19 protein-coding genes are annotated in these 21574 nt (G+C 35.8%); 4 read left to right on the top strand and 15 right to left on the bottom strand.

Annotation, left to right across the window (positions count from 1 at the left end; translation table 11 throughout):
* The first annotated feature begins 387 nt into the window (after positions 1 to 387).
* Together LG296_RS17900 and LG296_RS17905 are read left to right on the top strand one after the other, a co-directional pair.
* Positions 388 to 810 carry a DUF1641 domain-containing protein gene (locus LG296_RS17900; RefSeq protein WP_107934727.1) on the top strand — a complete coding sequence of 141 codons (423 nt, stop codon included), beginning with the start codon at positions 388 to 390 and terminating at the stop codon, positions 808 to 810.
* A 37-nt stretch (positions 811 to 847) separates the two neighbouring features.
* Positions 848 to 2032: an NAD(P)/FAD-dependent oxidoreductase gene (locus LG296_RS17905; RefSeq protein ID WP_107934726.1), complete on the top strand. Its 1185-nt coding sequence runs from the start codon at positions 848 to 850 to the stop codon at positions 2030 to 2032.
* Positions 2033 to 2116: 84 nt separating this feature from the next.
* Here the strand turns inward: LG296_RS17905 and LG296_RS17910 are convergent, their stop codons facing one another.
* Positions 2117 to 3355: an MFS transporter gene (locus LG296_RS17910; RefSeq protein ID WP_107934725.1), complete on the bottom strand. Its 1239-nt coding sequence runs from the start codon at positions 3353 to 3355 to the stop codon at positions 2117 to 2119.
* A gap of 511 nt (positions 3356 to 3866) precedes the next feature.
* Between LG296_RS17910 and LG296_RS17915 the strand changes: the two genes are divergently transcribed.
* A complete protein-coding gene (locus LG296_RS17915; RefSeq protein ID WP_107934724.1) occupies positions 3867 to 5075 on the top strand; it encodes an MFS transporter in 1209 nt (402 codons plus the stop codon).
* 266 nt (positions 5076 to 5341) lie between these two features.
* Here the strand turns inward: LG296_RS17915 and LG296_RS17920 are convergent, their stop codons facing one another.
* The 10 genes from LG296_RS17920 to LG296_RS17965 form a co-directional block, all read right to left on the bottom strand.
* Positions 5342 to 5950 (bottom strand): DedA family protein, encoded by a 609-nt coding sequence (locus tag LG296_RS17920; protein ID WP_107934723.1) that lies wholly within the window; start codon positions 5948 to 5950, stop codon positions 5342 to 5344.
* Between the two features lie 216 nt (positions 5951 to 6166).
* Positions 6167 to 7237 carry a ribosome small subunit-dependent GTPase A gene (gene rsgA / locus LG296_RS17925; RefSeq protein ID WP_107934722.1) on the bottom strand — a complete coding sequence of 357 codons (1071 nt, stop codon included), beginning with the start codon at positions 7235 to 7237 and terminating at the stop codon, positions 6167 to 6169.
* Between the two features lie 374 nt (positions 7238 to 7611).
* The gene (locus LG296_RS17930; RefSeq protein WP_107934721.1) at positions 7612 to 8520 is read right to left on the bottom strand and encodes an ABC transporter ATP-binding protein; all 909 of its coding nucleotides are present in this window, start codon (positions 8518 to 8520) and stop codon (positions 7612 to 7614) included.
* Positions 8510 to 9568 carry an ABC transporter ATP-binding protein gene (locus LG296_RS17935; protein WP_107934720.1) on the bottom strand — a complete coding sequence of 353 codons (1059 nt, stop codon included), beginning with the start codon at positions 9566 to 9568 and terminating at the stop codon, positions 8510 to 8512. The genes LG296_RS17930 and LG296_RS17935 overlap by 11 nt, the downstream gene beginning before the upstream one ends.
* A gap of 16 nt (positions 9569 to 9584) precedes the next feature.
* Positions 9585 to 10514 carry an ABC transporter permease gene (locus LG296_RS17940; RefSeq protein ID WP_107934719.1) on the bottom strand — a complete coding sequence of 310 codons (930 nt, stop codon included), beginning with the start codon at positions 10512 to 10514 and terminating at the stop codon, positions 9585 to 9587.
* Complete coding sequence (locus LG296_RS17945) at positions 10514 to 11443, bottom strand: ABC transporter permease (protein WP_107934718.1); 930 nt, start codon at positions 11441 to 11443, stop codon at positions 10514 to 10516. The genes LG296_RS17940 and LG296_RS17945 overlap by 1 nt, the downstream gene beginning before the upstream one ends.
* Before the next feature lie 132 nt (positions 11444 to 11575).
* On the bottom strand, positions 11576 to 13204 hold the full coding sequence (locus LG296_RS17950) for a peptide ABC transporter substrate-binding protein (protein WP_107934717.1): 1629 nt from the start codon (positions 13202 to 13204) through the stop codon (positions 11576 to 11578).
* A 583-nt stretch (positions 13205 to 13787) separates the two neighbouring features.
* Positions 13788 to 15422, bottom strand: coding sequence for a peptide ABC transporter substrate-binding protein (locus tag LG296_RS17955; RefSeq protein ID WP_107934791.1), 1635 nt, complete (start codon positions 15420 to 15422; stop codon positions 13788 to 13790).
* A gap of 523 nt (positions 15423 to 15945) precedes the next feature.
* On the bottom strand, positions 15946 to 16941 hold the full coding sequence (locus LG296_RS17960; RefSeq protein ID WP_107934716.1) for a hypothetical protein: 996 nt from the start codon (positions 16939 to 16941) through the stop codon (positions 15946 to 15948).
* Position 16942: 1 nt separating this feature from the next.
* Entirely contained in the window at positions 16943 to 17275 is a 333-nt protein-coding gene (locus LG296_RS17965; RefSeq protein ID WP_107934715.1) for a PadR family transcriptional regulator, read from the bottom strand.
* 241 nt (positions 17276 to 17516) lie between these two features.
* On the opposite strand from LG296_RS17965, the gene LG296_RS17970 reads away from it, so the two are divergent.
* Complete coding sequence (locus LG296_RS17970; RefSeq protein ID WP_107934714.1) at positions 17517 to 18287, top strand: TSUP family transporter; 771 nt, start codon at positions 17517 to 17519, stop codon at positions 18285 to 18287.
* A 49-nt stretch (positions 18288 to 18336) separates the two neighbouring features.
* Here the strand turns inward: LG296_RS17970 and LG296_RS17975 are convergent, their stop codons facing one another.
* The 4 genes from LG296_RS17975 to LG296_RS17990 form a co-directional block, all read right to left on the bottom strand.
* Entirely contained in the window at positions 18337 to 18969 is a 633-nt protein-coding gene (locus LG296_RS17975) for a FusB/FusC family EF-G-binding protein (protein ID WP_404427239.1), read from the bottom strand.
* A gap of 108 nt (positions 18970 to 19077) precedes the next feature.
* Entirely contained in the window at positions 19078 to 19344 is a 267-nt protein-coding gene (locus LG296_RS17980; RefSeq protein WP_404427240.1) for a CD3324 family protein, read from the bottom strand.
* Between the two features lie 279 nt (positions 19345 to 19623).
* Positions 19624 to 20628, bottom strand: coding sequence for a GGDEF domain-containing protein (locus LG296_RS17985; protein ID WP_404427241.1), 1005 nt, complete (start codon positions 20626 to 20628; stop codon positions 19624 to 19626).
* An 18-nt stretch (positions 20629 to 20646) separates the two neighbouring features.
* Positions 20647 to 21507, bottom strand: coding sequence for an EAL domain-containing protein (locus tag LG296_RS17990; protein ID WP_404427242.1), 861 nt, complete (start codon positions 21505 to 21507; stop codon positions 20647 to 20649).
* Between the last annotated feature and the right edge of the window lie 67 nt (positions 21508 to 21574).

The following is a 21574-nucleotide window of genomic DNA, read 5'->3' on the forward strand; positions in this document are numbered from 1 at the left end:
AATTATTATAAAAAAAAGTATGCATTACGTTTTTCGCAGGTGGACAAATAGGATAATAATTTTTTTTATTAGAAATTACAAGAATTAAATCGTATAATTCATTTTGTAAAACACCTAAGCTACAATTTTCTCTCTTAGAAAGTATATGTTTTGATATAAAATTATTTTTATATTAAAAATTTTCTAACATATTACTAACATTTAGATTTTTAACAAAGAACTATAGGATTACGAGAATATTTAGTTTATCATGGAAGATGTATAAATTTCACATTGATGAAAAATTTGGTCTGATTTCAGTACATCTTAATATCTGTATTTGAAATGCTTTATCAAATTTTTTCACAGTAAAATGCACATGAGGCAAAATGCAAAGGAGAATTGGATATGTCAGAAGAATTGACTCAAGCACAGCAAGGCTTACTTGCAGGAAGAACAGATTTACTTGACCAATTATTAAAACCTGAAGTTCAAGAATCATTAACTACTTTAGTAGAGCAATTACCTAAGCTAACTGAGGTTGTAACACTTTTAACTAAGACTTATGATTTAGCACAATTAGTTGCAACAGATGACGTATTAAAAAGCGATACAGTAAGTGCTCTTAAAGAAATGTCAGAGCCAGTTATTGGTTCAGTGAAAACTCTGGCAGCTACTGCTATCGAAGCAAAAGACCGCGCTGATGCTACAAATGAAACAATCGGCTTATTTGGTCTATTAAAATTATTAAAAGATCCTGAAGCACAAAAGCTTTTCCGCTTTGCAAATGCTTTTTTAGAAGTTCAAGCAGAACGTAAAACTCAAGAATAGTTTCCTATATTTAACTAGTATGGACGGAGGATTTATCATGGCAAAAGAAATCGTCATCTTAGGTGCAGGTTATGGTGGTTTACTAACTGCTCTAACATTACGTAAATATGTAAGTAAAGAAGAAGCAAAAGTGACAGTGGTAAACAAATACCCAACTCACCAACTGATTACAGAATTACACCGCCTTGCTGGTGGTACAACTACAGAACGCTCAATTTCTTTCCCTTTAACAAAGCTGTTTAAGGAAAAAGATGTAAACATAGTAGTAAATGAAGTTAAATCTTTCTCAGTAGCAAACAAAGAGGTACATATGGTTGATGGTTCTGTAATGGAGTATGACAACCTAGTAGTAGCTCTTGGAAGCCAAACTGGTTTCTTCGGCATTCCGGGTCTTGAAGAAAACAGTATGGTGTTAAAATCTGTTGATGATGCAAACCGTATCAATCACCATATTGAAAGCAAAATTGCTGCTTACGCAAAATCAAAAAATCCAGCTGATGCAACAATTGTTATTGGCGGCGGTGGTTTAACTGGGGTTGAGTTAGTTGGCGAAATCGTGGACAACTTCCCTAAAATCGCTAGAAAATACGGTGTGGACTTTAAAGACCTTAGCATCAAGCTTGTAGAAGCTGGTCCAAAAATCTTGCCTGTACTTCCAGATGACCTTATTACTCGTGCTACTGAAAGCTTAACAAAACGTGGCGTTGAATTCTTAACTGGTCTTCCTGTTACAGGTGTAGAAGGGAATAAAATTTCACTTAAAGACGGCTCAATTATCGAAGCAAACACATTCATCTGGACTGGTGGGGTTGCTGCCCTTCCATTAGTACAAGAATCAGGTCTTGAATGTGACCGTGGTAAAGCTGTTATCGATGAGTATTTACGTTCTAAATCTCACCCAGAGGTTTATGTTGTTGGTGATGCTTCTGTTGCACTTCCTGCTGATGGTGGTCGCCCATTATTTGCACCTACTGCTCAAGTAGCATGGCAAATGGGGGAAACAGCAGGTTATAACCTATATGCAACGCTTGAAGGTCAAAAGCTTGAAGTATTCAGTCCTGTAAACTCTGGTACACTTGCTAGTCTTGGACGTAAAGATGGAGTTGCTACAGTTGGAAGCAACAATATCCCATTAAAAGGACTCCCAGCTTCATTGATGAAAGAAGCTAGTCACGTTCGTTATTTATCACATATTAAAGCCCTATTCGGTTTAGCATACTAATACTTAAAGCTTAAGGTTTTCATAAAGCATTCCTGATGCTAAAAAAAGAAGATTTCGGTAGTAAGCCGAAATCTTCTTTTTATTTTATTCTGTATCTGGTTTCCCTGCTTCGATCAATACTTTACTTCCTAGTAAAACAAAACCTAGCATGAACAGTAAGATTCCCGTTCCAATTAAAAGCCACTCAATGGCTACCACATCTGCAAGAGGACCAAATATAATCATACCTAAAGGCATTATAGAAGTAGAAATCATCGTTAAAACCCCAAAAACACGACCTAAATAATCAGGTTCAACCTTCTCCTGAAGTAATACCGTTGCTGGCGTATTAAACATCGGCATGACTAATCCCACTAACGCCATAACAAGAAGGTAAATCCAAAAAACAGGTACTATCCCAAGTAAAACTGTTCCTAGGCCAAATCCAAAGGCAGAGATTGCCATTGTATATGTTTTATTTTTAAAGCCGCCCCAAGAAGCAATTATAATACCTCCAGCCATCATCCCAATCGAAAAGGCAATTTCAATAGCAGATAGATACCATTCGTTCGCTCCGAAGCTCCTTGTTACCTGTAGCGGGGTTAAAAAGGCTGCCGGTGCTGCTAATATGAGGAACATAGCAAAGAATGTAAAGAATTTCTTTAAAAACGCATGATTATTAATATAGGTTAAGCCCATTTTGAAATCACTAAAATATCCAGTTGTTTGTGCCTCTTTCGCTTTTTCGTGTAGTGGCACCTTTAAGAAAAATAATAATGTAAATACCGCTATTGCTGCAGTAATAACATCAATAAAGAAAATGATTTCAATTGAGGTTGTAGCAAGAAGCCCAGCACTTGCGATAGGAGCTACTAGCATAATAAGTGCTTGTATACTTCCATTCGCACCATTCACCTTTGTCAGCTTATCCGCTGGTACAATTTGAGGTAAGATTGCTCCCACTGCTGGTGTTTGAATCCCCGTTCCAACTGCTCGGACAGCTGAAATGGCAAACAGTAACCACATTGAATCAAATCCATTTAAAAATAAAATCGCTAAGATTAGCGTAGAAATGGCAATCATCGAATCCGCTAATAGTATTAAAACCTTCCGATTATATCGATCCGCCCAAACTCCCCCAAATGGTGAAAGGAAAAATGTTGGGACAAATCCACAGATGATTGAGATTGTCATCATAATCCCAGACTGAGTAGTTAAAGTAATATACCACATGATGGCATATTGAACGAGAGCTGAGCCAAATAATGAAATAGTTTGGCTTCCTAAAAATAACGTGATGCTTTTCTTCCAATTTTGTACTGTAACTTGTTCAGATTGACTCATAATAATACATCCTTTTCTAATGGTCATTTAATTGTTCAAACCTTATTAGAACCGTTATATTACAATACGTTCATTAAACACTGTCTGTTTTTTCTTGTAGTTGGTTGGTATTGATCTGATGTGGAAGAAATCAATAACAGCTTTCCTAATTCGATTTAACGAGAGTTACTGCTCCCTCTTGAGCTCGAATATAAAATATAGGTTTCCAAAATCGTTAGACCAATCCCAGTTACTCTGCAAATGACAGAGCTTTGAAAGCATGTAATTAGTGGTTCGAAATTTGGTGACGTAGTCTAACTGATTGAATCTTTTGAAAACCCTCCGTTCCTATAAGTGAAATTATATTGTAACACATCCTCACCCTTTAATATTATAGAAAAGGTAAATCCTTACTTAAGTTTCTGTAAAGAGATTGGTTAATTTTTTGAGTCGTGAAATTGCCCTTTGAAATCAAGTGGAAAAGGGTATAATTGTAAATATTAGCTTCTATAGAAGGTAGGAATTTCAAAATATGAATGACAAAAATGCCCTCTCCAATAATCCTATTTATCCAGTAATGATTGCCATTGGAGTTGCGCACTTAATCAACGATACGATGCAGTCTGTTGTTACTGCAATGTTTCCACTATTGGAGCGTGAACTAAATCTATCCTTTACAGAGCTTGGTATTATATCTTTTGTCTTAAATATGTTTTCTTCGACACTTCAGCCAGTTGTTGGCTTCGTAAGTGATAAGAAACCAATGCCTTATGCCTTACCCATCGGCATGATGAGTTCCTTTGTCGGCTTACTTATTCTTGTTTTAGCAGAATCCTATTGGGTGATTCTTATCTCGGTTTTATTTTTAGGCTTTGGCTCAGCAATCTTTCACCCAGAAGGCTCCAAGGTATCATTTATGTCTGCGGGTAATAAACGGGGCCTTGCGCAATCGATTTATCAGGTTGGAGGGAATTCAGGACAAGCACTAGCACCATTAATCAGCGCATTCATACTAGATGTGTATGGCCAACATGGAGCCGCTATCGTTCTTCTATTAACATCAATTGGTATCGCTATTTTGCTTAAATTGTCACGCTGGTATTTGCGCCAGCTCCAAGAAGAAAAATTAGAAAAGAAAAAGAAAAAAAATCTCGTCTCCTCCTTACCACCACTTACAAAGAAGCAGGTTGGTATTGCACTTGGATTACTGCTTACAGTAATTTTTGCTCGTTCCTTCTATACGACGAATATAACAACCTTCTACGTGTTCTATTTAATGGATCACTATGACTTAACCCTGAGAATGGGACAGGTCTTTATTTTTACCTTTATGGCATTTGGTGTGGTGGGTACATTTTTCGGGGGCTCACTATCTGACCGAATTGGACGTAAGAACGTTATTATCCTTTCAGTAGTAGGACCGCTTCCGTTTTGTTTACTACTACCCTATATGCCGATTTGGTTAGTGCTTGTTTTCTTAATCATCATCGGCACCTTAATTATGATTAGTTTTTCCGTGACAGTAGTTTATGCACAAGAATTAGTGCCAAGTAAAATCGGCACAATGGCTGGTCTTACAACCGGCTTCGCCTTCGGAATGGGAGCGATAGGGGCAGTCGTGATTGGCTTTTTACTCGATTATGTAGGTATCGAGACTACAATAAAAATCGTCTCCATTTTACCGCTATTTTTAATAGTTGCCTTCTTCCTGCCGAAGGATAAAGTTGAACGCACAGCGTGAAGCATCTAAATTTTTGTGTCTAGAGGCTGAGTTTTTTGAGTGATTCTGGGAGCTGCAGTTGGCATATGGAGTGCAGTCTGGGGGTGGTGTGCGGGATGCACTTCATTCCGATTATGAACCACATCCATACGACACCTCCCGCTCGTTAGCACTTCATTCCACTTATGAAGCGCACCATAGAAATACCCTTCATTACCACAATAAAATAAAACCTACAATCCATTAAAAAAATGTCCTTCATCACCTTGGATGAAGGACATTCCTGTTTAACTTCTCATCTTTTTTCTATAGAATCGAATAACTACAACTAAAAAGATCACCACGATAGCTGCATATGCGAAGTTTGAATAGATGTCCATGTAATGAACAACTGTTTCCCACGAGTTCCCTAATGCCGCTCCTAAATTGACTAATACCATATTCCAAATTAGTGTACCAAAGGTTGTTAGCACTAGGAAAATCCAAAAGTTCATTTTGGCAAGACCCGCAGGCAGAGAAATCAAGCTACGAATCAACGGAATAAAACGACAGAAGAATACTGTCCAGACATCATATTTCTCGAACCATGCATTGGCTTTATGAATATCTTTACTTGTTAATCGTAAAATTCTACCCCACTTATCTACAAATCGTTCAATTCTATGAATGCCAACAATCGCTCCAACACCGTAAAGAATGATGGCACCTGCTACTGAGCCAATTGTGGATGCAATAATAACGCCTGTTACTGTTAAATCTGTAGAAATCGTCATGAACCCGCCAAAGGTTAAAATCACTTCTGAAGGAATAGGGGGAAATAAATTCTCAAGCATGATTAATAAGAATACCCCTAAGTATCCAAAGTCCTCCATTATCGTTGTTATCCACGTCTCCATTATGTCTCTCCTTATGTATAAATATATAGTGTGATGAATCTATCACTGTCTTTTCTATACTCTAATGCTACTCTATTATTACAACCTATTCAATTTTTCTTTTATTCATTCACGATATTATTTATAAAAAAATAAGCCAACGAGAATTTCCGTTGGCCATAGTAACATTATTATATATTGACTACTTTATATTTCAAAAGTTCCTATTGAAAAGGATTATTTATACTTTTTCTTTTGACCCTTTGAAATTTGCTTCCATTTTCGTTGCTCGGCCAGCTTTGCCTGGGCATTCGTTTTTCTTTCTAGGAATGCCAGTTCCTTTTGCAGTTTAAAATAACTTTGTAATCTCGCTTGCTCAAGATTTCCATTATCAATAGCAAAATTAACTGCACAGCCAGGTTCACTTTTGTGAGTACAATCTCTATAACGACAATCCGATGCGAACGCCTCAATATCTTTAAAGCTAGAAGACAAGCTATCTCCTTGATCCCATAGTTGCAGCTCTCTCATACCAGGTGTATCGATTAAACAACCTCCTCCTGGTAGTGCCACAAGCTCACGATGTGTTGTTGTATGTCTTCCTTTAGCATCGTCTTCTCGTATATCTGATACATCCATTTTTACGTCACCATATAATGCATTTGTGAGCGTGGATTTCCCAGCACCTGAAGAACCGAGTAATGCCCCAGTAACCCCTTCTTTAAATAACGCACGAATTTCCTCGATTCCCTCGCCTGTATAAGAGCTTGTTATAAAAATATCTACGCCCATTGCTACAGCTTCCACTTCTCTGAAATAGTGGTCGACATCCTTACATAAATCCGATTTAGTTAAAATAACGATAGGAGTTGCTCCAGAGTCCCATGCAGCTACTAAATATCTCTCTAATCGACGAATATTGAAATCTGCATTTAAACTCATTACCAGCAATACAATATCTACATTTGCCGCAACAATTTGCTCCTCGATTTCTCGACCTGCAATCTTCCGAGAAAACTGAGATTTTCGATTTAAAAGCTTATGAATGATTGCTCGATCTTCACCATTCATTTTTTCAACAAGTACCCAATCACCGACAGCTGGGTATTCTGCACGATTAATTGCTTCGTATGCATAAAGACCTGAAACAGATGCCAGCCATTCACCATTTTCAGAAATCACCCGATAAGCATGTTTATGCTCTAAACTCACGCGAGCAGGTACGCAGTTTTCGTATTTATTCTCTTCTGAAAACCCCTTTATTTGGTCCTCAAAAAAAGTAGTTAATCCTAATGATTTTATATTCAATTTAAATTCCTCCGATAAATGTGTTGTTTTCACAAAAATTTTGCAAAATAAAAAACCGTTTGAGCTGCGATTTGGCAGTCAAAGGTTTCAACACATTCAAAGAGTAAATTAAATACACCTTAATAGTTATCATTAAGGAAGGTAGTTAAGACCGTTCTTTGAGGTGAGTGAAATTAGACAAACCAAATCGCTTGTTTACAATCGCATATACATTTGTCATAAAACTTCACCTCTTTTCCATATTATTACTCATATTATATGTCACACTACTCAGAAATGTCAATCAATTATTCACCTATTTTTAAAGAAAGAAGAGATACCCCATATTGAGATGTCTCTTCTTTCTATTGCTTAACCAAAGCGATTCGCAAAGTTTAGTTAGTCCATTTTTTGATTTGAGTATCTGACCCATATACAAAATGGTTTGGTAATACTTCGTGTACTTTGATTTCTTCAGTTGTTTCTTCATGGCTGTACTGAATTCTAGTACGTTTTCTTTCAGTTAGTGGATCTGGCAGTGGTACTGCTGAAAGTAAAGATCTTGTATAAGGGTGAATTGGGTTGTTATAAATCTCGTTTGCTTCACCAAGTTCAACAATTCTTCCTCGGTACATAACCGCAATTCGGTCACTAATATATTTTACCATCGATAAATCATGGGCGATGAATAAATACGTTAAGTTACGTTCCTTTTGTAGTTTTTTCAATAAGTTAACTACCTGTGCTTGAATCGATACGTCTAGAGCTGAGATTGGCTCATCAGCAATGATAAAGCTTGGATTTAAGCTTAATGCACGAGCAATCCCGATACGTTGACGTTGACCACCTGAAAACTCATGAGCATAACGGTTAGCGTGCTCACGGTTTAAACCTACTGCTTCAAGTAAATCTCCAATATGTTCGCGACGTTCTTTTTTGTTTTTGTATAGTCCATGGATATCAAAGCCTTCAGCAATAATCTCACCAGCAGTCATACGAGGATTTAATGAAGCATATGGATCCTGGAAGATCATTTGCATTTCACGATTAAATTCCTTTAACTCCTGACGTGATTTACTAGCGTGAATATCCTTACCCTTAAATAGGATTTGGCCTTCTGTGATGTCATATAAGCGAATGATTGAACGACCAGTTGTCGATTTACCACAACCAGACTCTCCTACTAAACCAAGAGTTTCTCCTTCGAATACATCGAAAGTAATACCATCTACAGCTTTAATAGGACTAGAAGGCGAGCCGAAATGCTGTTTTAAGTTTTTAACTTCTAATAACTTATTTGCCACTTTCTTCTGCCTCCTTTAAGTATCCATCAATTCTTTGTTGAACTGCAGCTGGAATCGGAATTTCTGGAGCATCAGGATGCAATAACCAAGTTTTTGCATAGTGTGTATCAGAAATTTTGAACATTGGTGGTTCTTGTTCATAATCGATTGCCATTGCAAATTCATTACGCGCTGCAAAAGCGTCTCCCTTTGGTGGGTGAATTAAATCAGGTGGAGAACCTGGAATCGTACGTAACTCTTCTTTTGCATTATTTTTAAGATCAGGCATTGATCCTAATAATCCCCAAGTATACGGATGTCTTGGATTATAGAAAATATCATTTACTGTTCCATATTCTACAATTTGCCCGGCATACATAACCGCAACACGGTCAGCAACGTTTGCAACTACACCTAAATCGTGTGTGATAAAGATGATTGATGTATTGCTTTTCTTTTGAATGTCTTTCATTAGCTCTAAAATTTGTGCTTGAATCGTTACATCAAGTGCAGTTGTTGGCTCATCGGCAATTAATAATTTTGGATCTGCAGCTAAGGCAATTGCGATAACTACACGTTGGCGCATCCCACCACTGAATTCATGCGGGAATTGACGGAAACGTTTTTCAGGCATTGGAATTCCTACTAGATCTAATAATTTAATTGCACGGTCTTTTGCCTCAGACTTTGAAATGTTTTTGTTATGCTTTAAGATAACCTCAGTAATTTGACGCCCAACACGCATTGTTGGATTTAAAGCAGTCATTGGATCCTGGAAAATCATTGCGATATCATTTCCTCGAACCTTTGCCATTTCTTTATCACTTAATGGCACAAGGTCGCGTCCATTAAATAGAATTTCCCCACCAGCATAAATAGCAGGTGGCTGTGGTAATAATTTCATAATAGAGTTACTCGTTACACTTTTACCTGAACCAGATTCACCAACGATTGCTAGTGTCTCTCCTTCGTATAGCTCAAAGTTTACTCCACGAACAGCTTGGACAACACCTGCATATGTTTTGAAGTTAATTTTTAAATCATTAACCTCTAACAATTTTTTTCTCATCTTTTTTCACCTACTTCTATTTACGTAATTTTGGATCTAGTGCATCTCGCAAGCCGTCTCCAACAGCATTAAACGCGAAAATTGTTAAAGAAATAAAGAACGCCGGGAAGAATAAACGCCATGGTGCCGAAGTTAATGCTTTGTTTCCTTCAGAAGCCATCGTACCCCAACTCGCCATTGGAGCTGGTACACCTAGTCCTAAGTAACTTAAGAATGCTTCTGTGAATATCGCTGAAGGAATTGTTAAAGTCATTGTTACTAAAATTGCACCTAATGCATTTGGAACAATGTGGCGCATAATTAGATGTCCTGTATTTGCTCCTAATGTTCTAGCAGCTAATACGTACTCTTGATTTTTAATGGATAATACTTCTCCACGCACGATACGGGCCATGTTAACCCAACCTGTAATCGATAACGCAATAATCATAGGTATTAAACCTGGCTGTAATACAACCAATAAGATAATTACTACTAATAGGTAAGGAACAGCAGATAAAATATCCGCAATACGCATCATAATATTATCTAAACGTCCACCTGCAAGTCCGGAAACACTTCCCCAGAATACACCGATGATTAAGTCAATCACCGCTGCAGTTATACCGATAAATAACGAAATACGTGCACCTTGCCAAACACGAACGAAGATATCTCGTCCAAGATCGTCCGTACCAAACCAGTGTGCTGCTGATGGTGCAGCATTATATAAACCCAATTGCTCACGATAGCTATATGGGCTGAAGATTGGCACAAAAATTGCCAACAAAGCTACAACGATTAAAGCAACAATACCGAATATTGCTAATTTGTTTTGAGAGAAGCGAAGTATAACTTCCTTCCAAAAGGAAACTGACTTAGCAGCCAATTTTTCATTTTCACTCTGACGTCCACCGACAACTTTAAACATTTCAGGTGAGAACTTATCAAATTGCTTTTGTGTCATTATTTTTTCGCTCCTTTCAATTTGATTCGTGGATCAATTACGCTGTATAGAATATCTACTATTAAAACTGCGAATAGTAGGATGATTGAATAGAATACCGTCGTACCCATAATAACTGTGTAGTCACGGTTTGTAATACTTGTTACGAAGTGTTTACCTAAACCAGGAATTGCAAAGATTTGTTCAATGATGAAACTACCAGTTACAACCCCAGCAGTTAATGGTCCTAAGTATGTAACAACAGGAAGTAAAGCGTTTCTTAAAGTGTGTTTAAATACCGTTGTCCACTTCCCAAGCCCCTTTGCACGGGCCATTTTAACATAATCACTGCTACTTTGCTCTAGCATACTAGAACGCGTAAGCTTTGCGATGAACCCCATATGTGTAATAGCAATTGCGAATGCTGGCAGCACACTATAGATAAAGCCTTTCCAACCACTTACAGGGAATAGTCCCATTTTAAATGCTAGGAAGTATTGCATTAAACCAGCTAAGATAAATGAAGGTACCGAAATACCTAGTACTGCAATTGTAGATGCAAGGTAATCAGGGAATTTATTGTGATATAGTGCTGCAATAACCCCTAATAAAATACCAAACCCTACTGCTAAAAGCATTGCTTCTATCCCCAAAGTTAAGGAGATAGGGAAACTCTCCGCAATCATATCATTCGTTGAGCGACCTTTGTATTTCATGGATTCTCCAAAATCAAAAGTCACAGTATCGATTAAATAATCCTTATATTGAATGTACCAAGGATTATCTAATCCATATTTTGCATTTAACTGCGCTTCAATTTGTGGTGGGAATGATCTTTCACTAGCGAAAGGACTCCCCGGTGCTAATTGCATTAAGAAAAATGTAGCAGTTACGATTAAATAAAGTGCAATCAAGATATAACCTAATCTTTTTAAAATATATTTTAGCAATTTTGTCCCCTCCTTTAAATTTTTAGAAAAAAATAATAGTACATAAGGCTGCTCGTCATCATAAAATTGAATTAATGAATTAAGCAGCCTAAGTACCATTTAAAAATTAGTAAATAGTAACTTCTTAAATAATTACTTGTTAATATCTACATATTTCAGATAAACGTTACCTAATGCATCAGGCTCCATGTTTTGTACATAATCTTTTTTCACATGAAGACTTGTGTAATAGTAAATTGGTGCAATTGGGAATTCAGCCATTGCAATTCCCTCTGCTTGTTTTAATAAGTCAAAACGAGCATTCTCATCTGTTTCTGTAAGCGATTGCTTTAGTAACTGTGCATATTCGGGATTTTCCCAACCAGTATCGTTGTTACCATTATCTGCAGAATCATATGACTCTAAGAATGAATAAGCATCGTTGTAGTCACCTGTCCAACCCATACGAGCAACATCAAAGTCTAAGCTTGTAAGCTTGTCTAAGTAAACTTGCCATTCAGAGTTATCGATAGTTACGTCGATACCTAAATTTGAATGCCAGCCTTCTTGGATGAACTGAGCGATAGATGAATGTGCTTCACTTGTATTAATAGAAAGACCAATTGAGATTTCACTTGGATTAGAAATACCAAGTTCCTTCATACCTGCTTCTAAAGCAGCTTTTGCTTCTTCAATATCATTATCCTTGAAGTAACCACGATCTTCTTCAAATCCTGGTACTGCAGTTGGTACCATACCTAAAGCTGGTGTTTGTTCACCTTTTAAAACATTATCAATTAATCCTTGGCGGTCAATTGCAAGTGTTAATGCTTTACGAATGTTAGCATTAGATGTGAATTCACCAGTTGTATTAAATTTGTAAATATAAATTGAAGCGAAATCTTGGATATTTAAGATTCCTTCTTGTTTATAACGATCAATTACATCTAAGCTTACTGTTTGGAATGGAGCACCTAAGAAATCGATTTCTCCTGCATCAAACATAGTTGAAGCAGTTGCTTCATTTTCTACCATTGAAATGTTTACTCTGTCTAAAGCAACATTTTCAGCATCCCAATATTGGTCGTTTTTCTCTAATGTAATTGATGCACTATGTTTCCAATCAGCTAATGTGAATGGTCCATTTGTTACATAGCTATCACCAGCTTCTGCATACCAAGTATCATTTGCTTCAGCAGTTGCTTTGTGAATTGGATAGTAAGTTTTAAATGCTGTTAACTCTAAGAAGTAAGGAGTTGGGTTTTCTAAAGTAACTTCTAAAGTTTTTTCGTCAACCACTTTGATTCCTAAATCTTCTTCAGTACCCTCACCCAGGTTATAGCTTTCTGCGCCTTTAATTGGGTAAAGAATTGATGCATACTCAGAAGCACTTTCTGGGTTTAATGCAAATTTCCAAGCATATGCAAAATCTTCAGCAGTAACAGTGTCACCGTTTGACCATTTAGCATCTTTTAAAGTGAAAGTATATGTTAATAAATCTTCACTAATATCAATTTTATCTGCAGCAGCTTCTACTACTTCTCCGTCTTTAACTGTAGTTAAACCTTCAAAAACGTTTTGTAGAATAGCCCCCGAAGAACTATCTGTTGCTAATTGTGGATGTAATGATGGTGGTTCAGATGCAGTAACTAAATTAAGTTCTTTAGCACCATTCCCATCAGTTGTACTGCTATCTTTTTCTGATCCTCCAAAGTTACAAGCTGCTAACACTACAGAAAGCACTAATAACAATGAAAGAAGTAGAAAGTTATTTTTCTTCATGAGGATCCCCCTAACTTTATTTTTGTAATATATTTCCCATTTTTCAGAAAACTCAGCTCAGTAAGATTCATTTTTCAGAAATATTAGAGCTGACGTTTACTATATTAACAAAAAGTTTTAACTAAATAAACAAAAATTTTATTTTTCTAACTTATTATTTAATTTATTTATAAAATGCTCATTTTTCCTGCGTTAATTTCAAATTTTTGTAATCTGAATTGTTAAATTGTTTGAAATATTATTCAATTAATAACTATTATTATTTTCTGAATATAACGAATCCTCCTAATATTCTTATTATAAATATCGAACTAACTTTCCCTTTCCTCCTCTAGCTCTCAATTTATAAATTAGTTTGGCATAAAAGAAGCTGATAATTCATCCATCAATCGAAGGTTGAATAATACTTCTTTTGCCCATTTTTTACTTGTCCTTTAAAAAGCACTTATCGCTTCTTCAAGACTTTTCAGAGTCCTATTAGGTGTTTTAGGAGAATATATATATTCAGAAAAAAAGGCTGCTTGAATCGATTTCTCGATTGTAAGCAGCCTTAAGATGCGTAACCTTTTAGTATTAGAAAAGATTACTCTGTGATATCTACGTATTTAAGATTAATGTTACCAAGTGAATCTGGTTCGATATTTTGTACATTGTCTTTCTTAACAGAAAGGTTTGTGTAGTAATAGATAGGCGCGATTGGTAAATCTTTCATGAAGATTGCTTCTGCTTGCTTCATTAACTCTAAACGCTTATCTGGATCAGATTCTGTGTTTGATTGATTTAATAATGCTGTGTATTCTGCATTTTCCCAACCAGTATCGTTGTTACCGTTTGTAGCAGAGTTGTACATTTCTAAGAATGTGTAAGCATCGTTGTAGTCAGCGATCCAGCCCATACGAGCTACATCGTAGTCTAAGTTAGAAACTTTGTCTAAGTATACTTGCCACTCTGAGTTATCAAGAGTTACTTCGATACCTAGGTTTGTACGCCATCCTTCTTGGATGAATTGAGCGATTGCAGCATGTGCTTCACTTGTATTGAATGAAAGGTTAAGTTTAAGTTCACTTGCATCAGAAAGACCAAGCTCTTTTAAACCTGCCTCTAAAGCAGCTTTTGCTTCTTCAATATCGTTATCCTTGATGTAACCCATGTCTTCTTCAAAGCCTTTAATAGCAGCAGGTACAAGAGCTACACCTGGTGCTTGCTCACCTTTTAATACGTTATCAATTAAAGCTTGACGATCGATTGCAAGAGTTAAAGCTTTACGAATGTTAGCATTCGAAGTAAATTCACCAGTTGTGTTGAATTTATACATATATAAACCAGCATAGTCAGCAATTGTTAAAATGCCTTCTTGCTTATAACGATCAATAACATCAAGAGCAATGCTTCCGAATGGAGCACCTAAATAATCAATTTCACCAGCATCAAACATAGTTGCTTGAGTTGCTTCTGATTCAACCATTGAAATGTTAACTGTGTCGATTGCAACTTTGTCTGCATCCCAGTAATTTGCATTTTTCTCTAAAGTCATTGAACCATTGTGCTGCCAATCAGCTAAAGTGTATGCACCGTTTGATACATAAGAATCTCCAGCTTCTGCAAACCAAGTATCATTAGCTTCTGCAGTTGCTTTGTGGATTGGATAATAAGTTTTGAACGCCGTTAATTCTAAGAAGTATGGCGTTGGGTTTTCTAAAGTTACTTCTAATGTTTTTTCGTCTACTACTTTAATTCCTAAGTCTTCAACAGAACCTTCACCTAAGTTGAAAGCCTCTGCACCTTTAATTGGGTAAAGGATTGAAGCATATTCAGATGCGTTTTCTGGTGTTAATGCAAAAGTCCAAGCATAAGCAAAGTCTTCTGCTGTTACAGCGTCACCATTTGACCATTTAGCATCTTTTAATGTAAATGTATAAGTTTTTAAGTCTTCACTTACTTCTACATTTTCAGCTGCTGCATTTTCTACTTCACCATTAACTAAAGTTGTTAAACCTTCAAATACGTTTTGGATAATAACTCCAGATGTTGTATCTGTTGCTAATTGTGGGTGTAATGATGGTGGTTCAGATGCTACTACTAAGTTAATCTCTTTAGAGCCACCTTCTGTTGTATCAGAAGTGCCTTCATTTGTTGTTCCTTCTTCAGATGCGTTTTCTTTTTCGCCTCCGAAGTTACATGCTGCAAGTACTAGAGTTAAAGCTAGTAACATAAGCATTAAAAATAGATTGCGCTTTTTCAATGCGAATCCCCCTCTTTTTGTTTTTTCCCTATTTTCTGATAATAGGATTAACAATTCTCATCATATCAAAAAAGATTTACGAAATAAACAAAAAATTCACTGTTAAACGAAAATTTAGATAAGTAGTTATATTAGTATAATTCTATTAATTGTTAGTTTTTACACTTATTATGTGATAATTGTTGTAAAAATACTAGTGTCCAACAGAGATAAAGAGCCCGAAAACGCTCTAAAACATTGATGTTTCATTGGCAATTCCAAATTTATTCATAGCACAATTTTATCTATCCAAATTTAAATTATTTAGTAGATTTCTTACCCAAAATACTTTTTTCTTAAAAATTAAAATTTGTTAATTTGACGTAAATTTCAACAAAATATAAACAACGATTAGGAAGAAAGATATGTAATAAATAGTAAATTATATATAAAAAGGGTAGTTTTACATAGTTGTTGTATGATAAAAAGGCATCTCATAATTAAAGATGCCTAAGCTTTTTTATCTATTCGCTTTTCGGTAGCCTTCCACACTGTTATAAATTGAAAAGATAGGAAATAAAATTAACGTTAACCCAATAATAAAGTTTCTAATTTGGTCGGCAGCAATATTCAGGATATTACTCATATATGCTAGAAACTCCGGATTGAGTAGATTTGAATTCGTAATAAGGAATATTAAAACAATTACAGCTATAACCTCTCGAATCACATTAAAAAATGCAATTTTCTTTGTCCACTGGTTCTTTATAAAAAGGGTTAGGGCAAAAACAATTTCTAATCCTATAACAATAACGATAAGGGGCCAAAATGAGTTCAATACCTCTTGGTTTAATGCTGGCAATATAAACTCAAGTCCTTCTCCAGTGCCTTCATAAACACCAGCTAAGTGATCGGCATTAAAGTAAATCGTTCCCCAAATAGCTGTCCACAGTAAGCTACCAAATACATAACCTTTTGAAACAGCTCTATTCTGGGGTATATAGGATATATTCTTTAAATCATCAGGTGTCCATTTTTGCAGACTCATTGTACGTGGATACTTATCCTCGTTATGGTCAGTTCTTTCTAGAATGGCAAATGTTAAAGTCAGCCAAAAGAATACCTGCATAAAAACATTAAGTATACTCCATATCCCTTCACCCAAAATCATTAGACCCATATTTAATACTGTATCGCCACCTTCAAAGCCCACAAGATACTTTGCAACAACGCTAATAAATGCGATCACAACAGCAATTGGTACAATCATTTTTAATAAGGACATATACAGATCATAATATTTTGGACCGATTAAGTGCATCGGCCGTTCATTATATTCGCTTGCTAAAACAGCAGGATTGCCTAATTCCACAAGGACCTTTTTTACCTCATCCTCTGAATACTTCTCAGGCAGCATATCTTCAATAGTAGATTTTAATTCAAGACCAATATCCTCACGGTTTTTGTTAGGGAGCCTTCGAGTCACTTCATATATATAAACCTCAATTAAATTCATTTTAATCATCTCCTTCCAATAATTTATAAAGCTCTTTCGAATTTTTTAGCCATTCTTCTTTAAGCTTTTCATAAACCTCAGCACCATAATCCGTTAGAATATAGTACTTTCTTGGTCTGGCTTCTGTTGTATCCCAAACGCTTTCCACTAGTTCTTGCTTTTCTAGTCGTCGAAGTAGTGGATATAGCGTACTTTGTTCTATCGTTATTCCGGATTTCTCCAGTAACTGGACTAATGAATAACCATATTGCTGTGTTTGCAATTGACTTAATACCGCTAAAGTCAATGTACCTCTTCTGAGCTCTGTACTTAACGAATCCAGTAAATTACTCAAGGAATCACCTCCGAATTTCCATGCTGTATACTATACAGTGTATGTCATACAGTATTATATGTGCAACAATATTATTCATATTTTTTAACATAAAAAATTTATCCTCACTTTTATCATTCTTACAGCGAGGATAATTAGTGGGTTATTTTCCCAAACATCTTGAAAACTATCTTTATTAAGACTATTATGTGTATGACAAACTATTAATATAACAAGTTTACTGAAAGGTAGTTACTATAATATGTTTTTTGATTTAGATCCTACCCTTATTATTATTTTATTTGTTTTTGGGTTTTTAGCTGCATTTATAGATTCTGTCGTTGGTGGGGGTGGGTTAATTTCTTTACCCGCATTAATGTTTACAGGCTTAAGTCCCTCAGCAGCAGTAGCAACAAATAAGCTTGCTGGAACAATGGGCTCTTTAACTAGCACCATTACGTTTTACCGTTCAGGAAATATCGACTTCAAATCTATTGCCAAGATTTTTCCCTTTGTCTTTTTAGCGGCGATGCTCGGAGCATGGGTTGTCCATTTGATGGACCCTAATGTATTAAAACCCCTAATGCTCATCATGTTAGCAGCTGTGGCGATATATACACTTATTAAGAAAGATTGGGGAAGTATTTCTACCTACAAGAAACTGACAACAAAAAAATATATTGGCTTTATCTTCTTGGTTTCGGCAATTGGCTTTTACGATGGATTTCTAGGTCCTGGTACTGGGTCTTTTCTTATGTTCGCCTTTTTAATGATTGGTTTTAACTTCTTAAAGGCTGCTGGTAATGCGAAATTTTTAAATTTCGCAAGCAATATCGGCGCTTTGGTGATGTTCTTATTTTTAGGGCAAATTAATTTCGCCTATGGTCTTATAATGGGGGTCGCCCAAATTATTGGAGCAATTTGCGGTTCTAAATTCGCCATTAGTCGTGGAAGTGGCTACGTTCGTATTTTATTTATTGTCGTAACTGTTCTTTTACTAACTAAGAACGCATATGATTATTTTAACAACTAAGCAAAAAATCGAGCCTGCGTTTTTACTCGCACCTCGATTTTTTTTATTTTTATACTAAGTTGTTAACGAAATTAGTGAATTTTTCTAAGTCTGATAATGCTCCATTACATGATTCACTATCCTCACAAATATAGTTCCCTCTTTTCGTGTATGTGCCTAAATCTGCTCCCTTTTTCGATACTAAAAGCAAGCCAACCTTAGCATGCTGGTTACATACTGTACAGATTCCTACCTTTGCTGAATTGCTAAATGTACCGCGCACACCTTTTAAAGCCCCGTCTTCTCTATACACAATGTATTTTCGATTCGTCCCTGGGTCAAACCAGCTTAAATAAGAGGTTTCCTGCCAATCAAAGGCTTCAAGCTTCGGAAGCTTTAATTTTTTATCCTTTGGAAACAACTTTTTCAATTGAGCTTCTGTTGGTTGAAGAAACGGTTCAACATATTGCTTGATATCAGTTAGAAATTTTTCTAACTGATCCTTGGACTGAATATGAAAAATAGGCTGTAGTACTAGCTGCTGATCGATTTCACTAAAGGTTAGCTTGCTATCAATTTCCTCTTGGACAAGGGCTTGAATCGCCTGAATGACCTTTTGATCTTTTGAGGTTGTATATGTGTTCAGTATTTTTTTAGCTTGTTTTTTAATAAATTGGTACTGCTCTGGCGTCATAAATTGCATTTTCACCACTCCTTAAGATAAGGGTACATAAATGTGCCAAAAACAGCAATTGGCAAGTTCTTTTAAAATCAAACTGTACATAAAAAGGTGAACTGAGATTTCACCAGTTCACCTTTTCCTATATATTATCTTTTTTATCGTTTCAGTAGATAAATGGTATTGCTCCGCTAACTCTTGAAGCGCTACCCCCTGTTGAAACTGCTTTTTTATTTGATCATTTCTTTTTTGTAGTCGTTGTCTTTCACCAGATAAGACTCCCCATTGAATTCGTTCTTTTTCAGGCTTAGGAATATAAATTAAATCTCCTTGAACATACTTCTGAATTTCCATCAATAGCTCCTCTGGTAAAACTTCATGTGCATTTACGTAACGCATTTGAACTTTCGCTCCTTTACTTTTTAACTTTCAAGTGAAGGGCAAAGCACACATGAACAAAGTGACTATACAGTTAGGGCGATTAATAATCTAATTACCTCACGCAAAGTATCGCCATATTATTCATAGGCTTTGCATGAGTAGTTCCATTAAATGGCGCATTGATTCCGGCCATTACGTCACATCCTTTTAAAACACAGTTTATAAGTTCTATTATACATTGGGCAATAAAAAAATCGAATGGAAAAATAGCTGCTCCTTTTCATTCGATGCTTATAATTAATATGTAGGGGAACAGCAATCTGTCTCATCTATAATAAAACAGCTCCCCTTTACTTTTTTGCAATTTCTTTTTATAGCTGCGACCGCATTGGATACATCCTCTATTTTGACAAATTGCCTTTTTTGATTTGTCAAAACAGCAATTGATAAAAACATGATTGTAAATTTCTCTAAACTACCTGATCGCCCCTTCACCTTAAAGTTCGGGTCGCTTAAATGATAGTCCTCATAGAAGCTAGGAATTGTTTCATCAAATTCCTTAATAATGGTTTCACAGATTTCATCAACCTTATATAGTGGAAGAATAGCCATAAAGTCATCCCCACCTATATGCCCTAAAAAATATCCTTGCTGCGTAATATTTCTTTTGAGGATATCTGTTAAGTGAAGCAGAACCTTATCTCCTTTATTAAAACCATATAGGTCATTATAGGTTTTGAAGTAATCAATATCGAAATAGAGAACGCTATATTTCTCTAAATACAATATTTCAGTTAGCTTTTGGTCAATTACGTGATTTCCAGGCAATTTGCTTAATGGATTCAGGAAACTAGCCGTTTGTACTTGGATATCAACAAATTCCATGAGTAGTGCTCTAATACTTACAACACCAAAAAATTTGTCGCCCTTCGTTACAATCACATCATCATATAATGCTTCTTCTTCTCTTTCCATAGCTAGTTTACTGACCTCAGTAATGGGCTGATGAAAATCAACGATTAGAGGGCTTGTCTTTGCTAGTAAATTACTTTCTCTTCCCATATACAAATTATAACCATATAACGTTCCAATTTTTTGATAGAAATGAGTTCTTGTAATATGAGCAATTGGTTTTTCATGATGGGCGACTACAATTCCGCGTAAATCTGGATTGTCAGTAAATAATTTGTCTACCTCTTTATTTTTTAAAGTTGGAGAAATAGAGGGTACGGTATTAACTATTCGTCCGATATTCGATACTGCTTCACCTGTTTTCGTCATCATATTCTCACCTATTTGCATCGTTTTTACATTTAGTTTTCAAGTTAAACTTGGTAATTCACCACATTCAATTGTTCTACCTGGTCTCCCTAACGCATATCCTTGGGCGTAGTGTATCCCAAGCTTTTGGAGGTACATAATCTCTTCTTTTCGCTCTATACCTTCTGCAATGATTTTTGTATCGGATTGTACGGCATAGTCATAGATTAGAGATACTAATTGTTGGCTGGGTTTACTTTCGTCAATATTTTGAATGAGTGAGCGGTCTAATTTTATAAATTCAGGCTTTAGAAAGATTAATGTTTTCAAACTATTATAGCCTGAACCAACATCATCAATTGCTATTCTATATCCTTGGGAACGATAATTGGATAATACACGTTCAAACTCTTGGAAATCTGTTACAGCACTTCTTTCAGTTAACTCAAACACGACCTGGTCGGGGCGAATTCCAATATCAATTAATAGCTGCAATGTATCCCCACTGTGATAATGCTTATCCAGCAAAACATGTGGATGAATATTGATAAATAGATTAAAATCCTCGTCTTGAAGCTTTTCGTTTAACCCTGCAATATACCTTTTTAATGATAGATTTCTGCAAAATTTTTCAAACTCAAATACCATGTCTGTTTGACCAACAAATTCATAGAAATGATCTACACTACTAAAAAACTCTGGTTGCCCTGGTCTATTCAAAGCTTCAAACCCAAAGGTCTGTCCCGTTTGTAGATTCACAATTGGCTGAAAGAATGTTTCTAGCGACTCATTTTGCATAATTTTTTTCAATTCGTTATATCTTTTATAGTACAAAATATCTTCTTGCCTTTTATTATATAAATACTTTAAATACGAAAATAAATTAAGAGAATGCTCTCTTGAATATGATACTGAATTCATAATTACTCCTTGTTATAACAGGGGATTAATACCTATCATATGCTTCTTATGTTAATGTACTATTAAT

Source organism: Ureibacillus chungkukjangi, assembly GCF_044795995.1.
GTDB lineage: Bacteria > Bacillota > Bacilli > Bacillales_A > Planococcaceae > Ureibacillus > Ureibacillus chungkukjangi.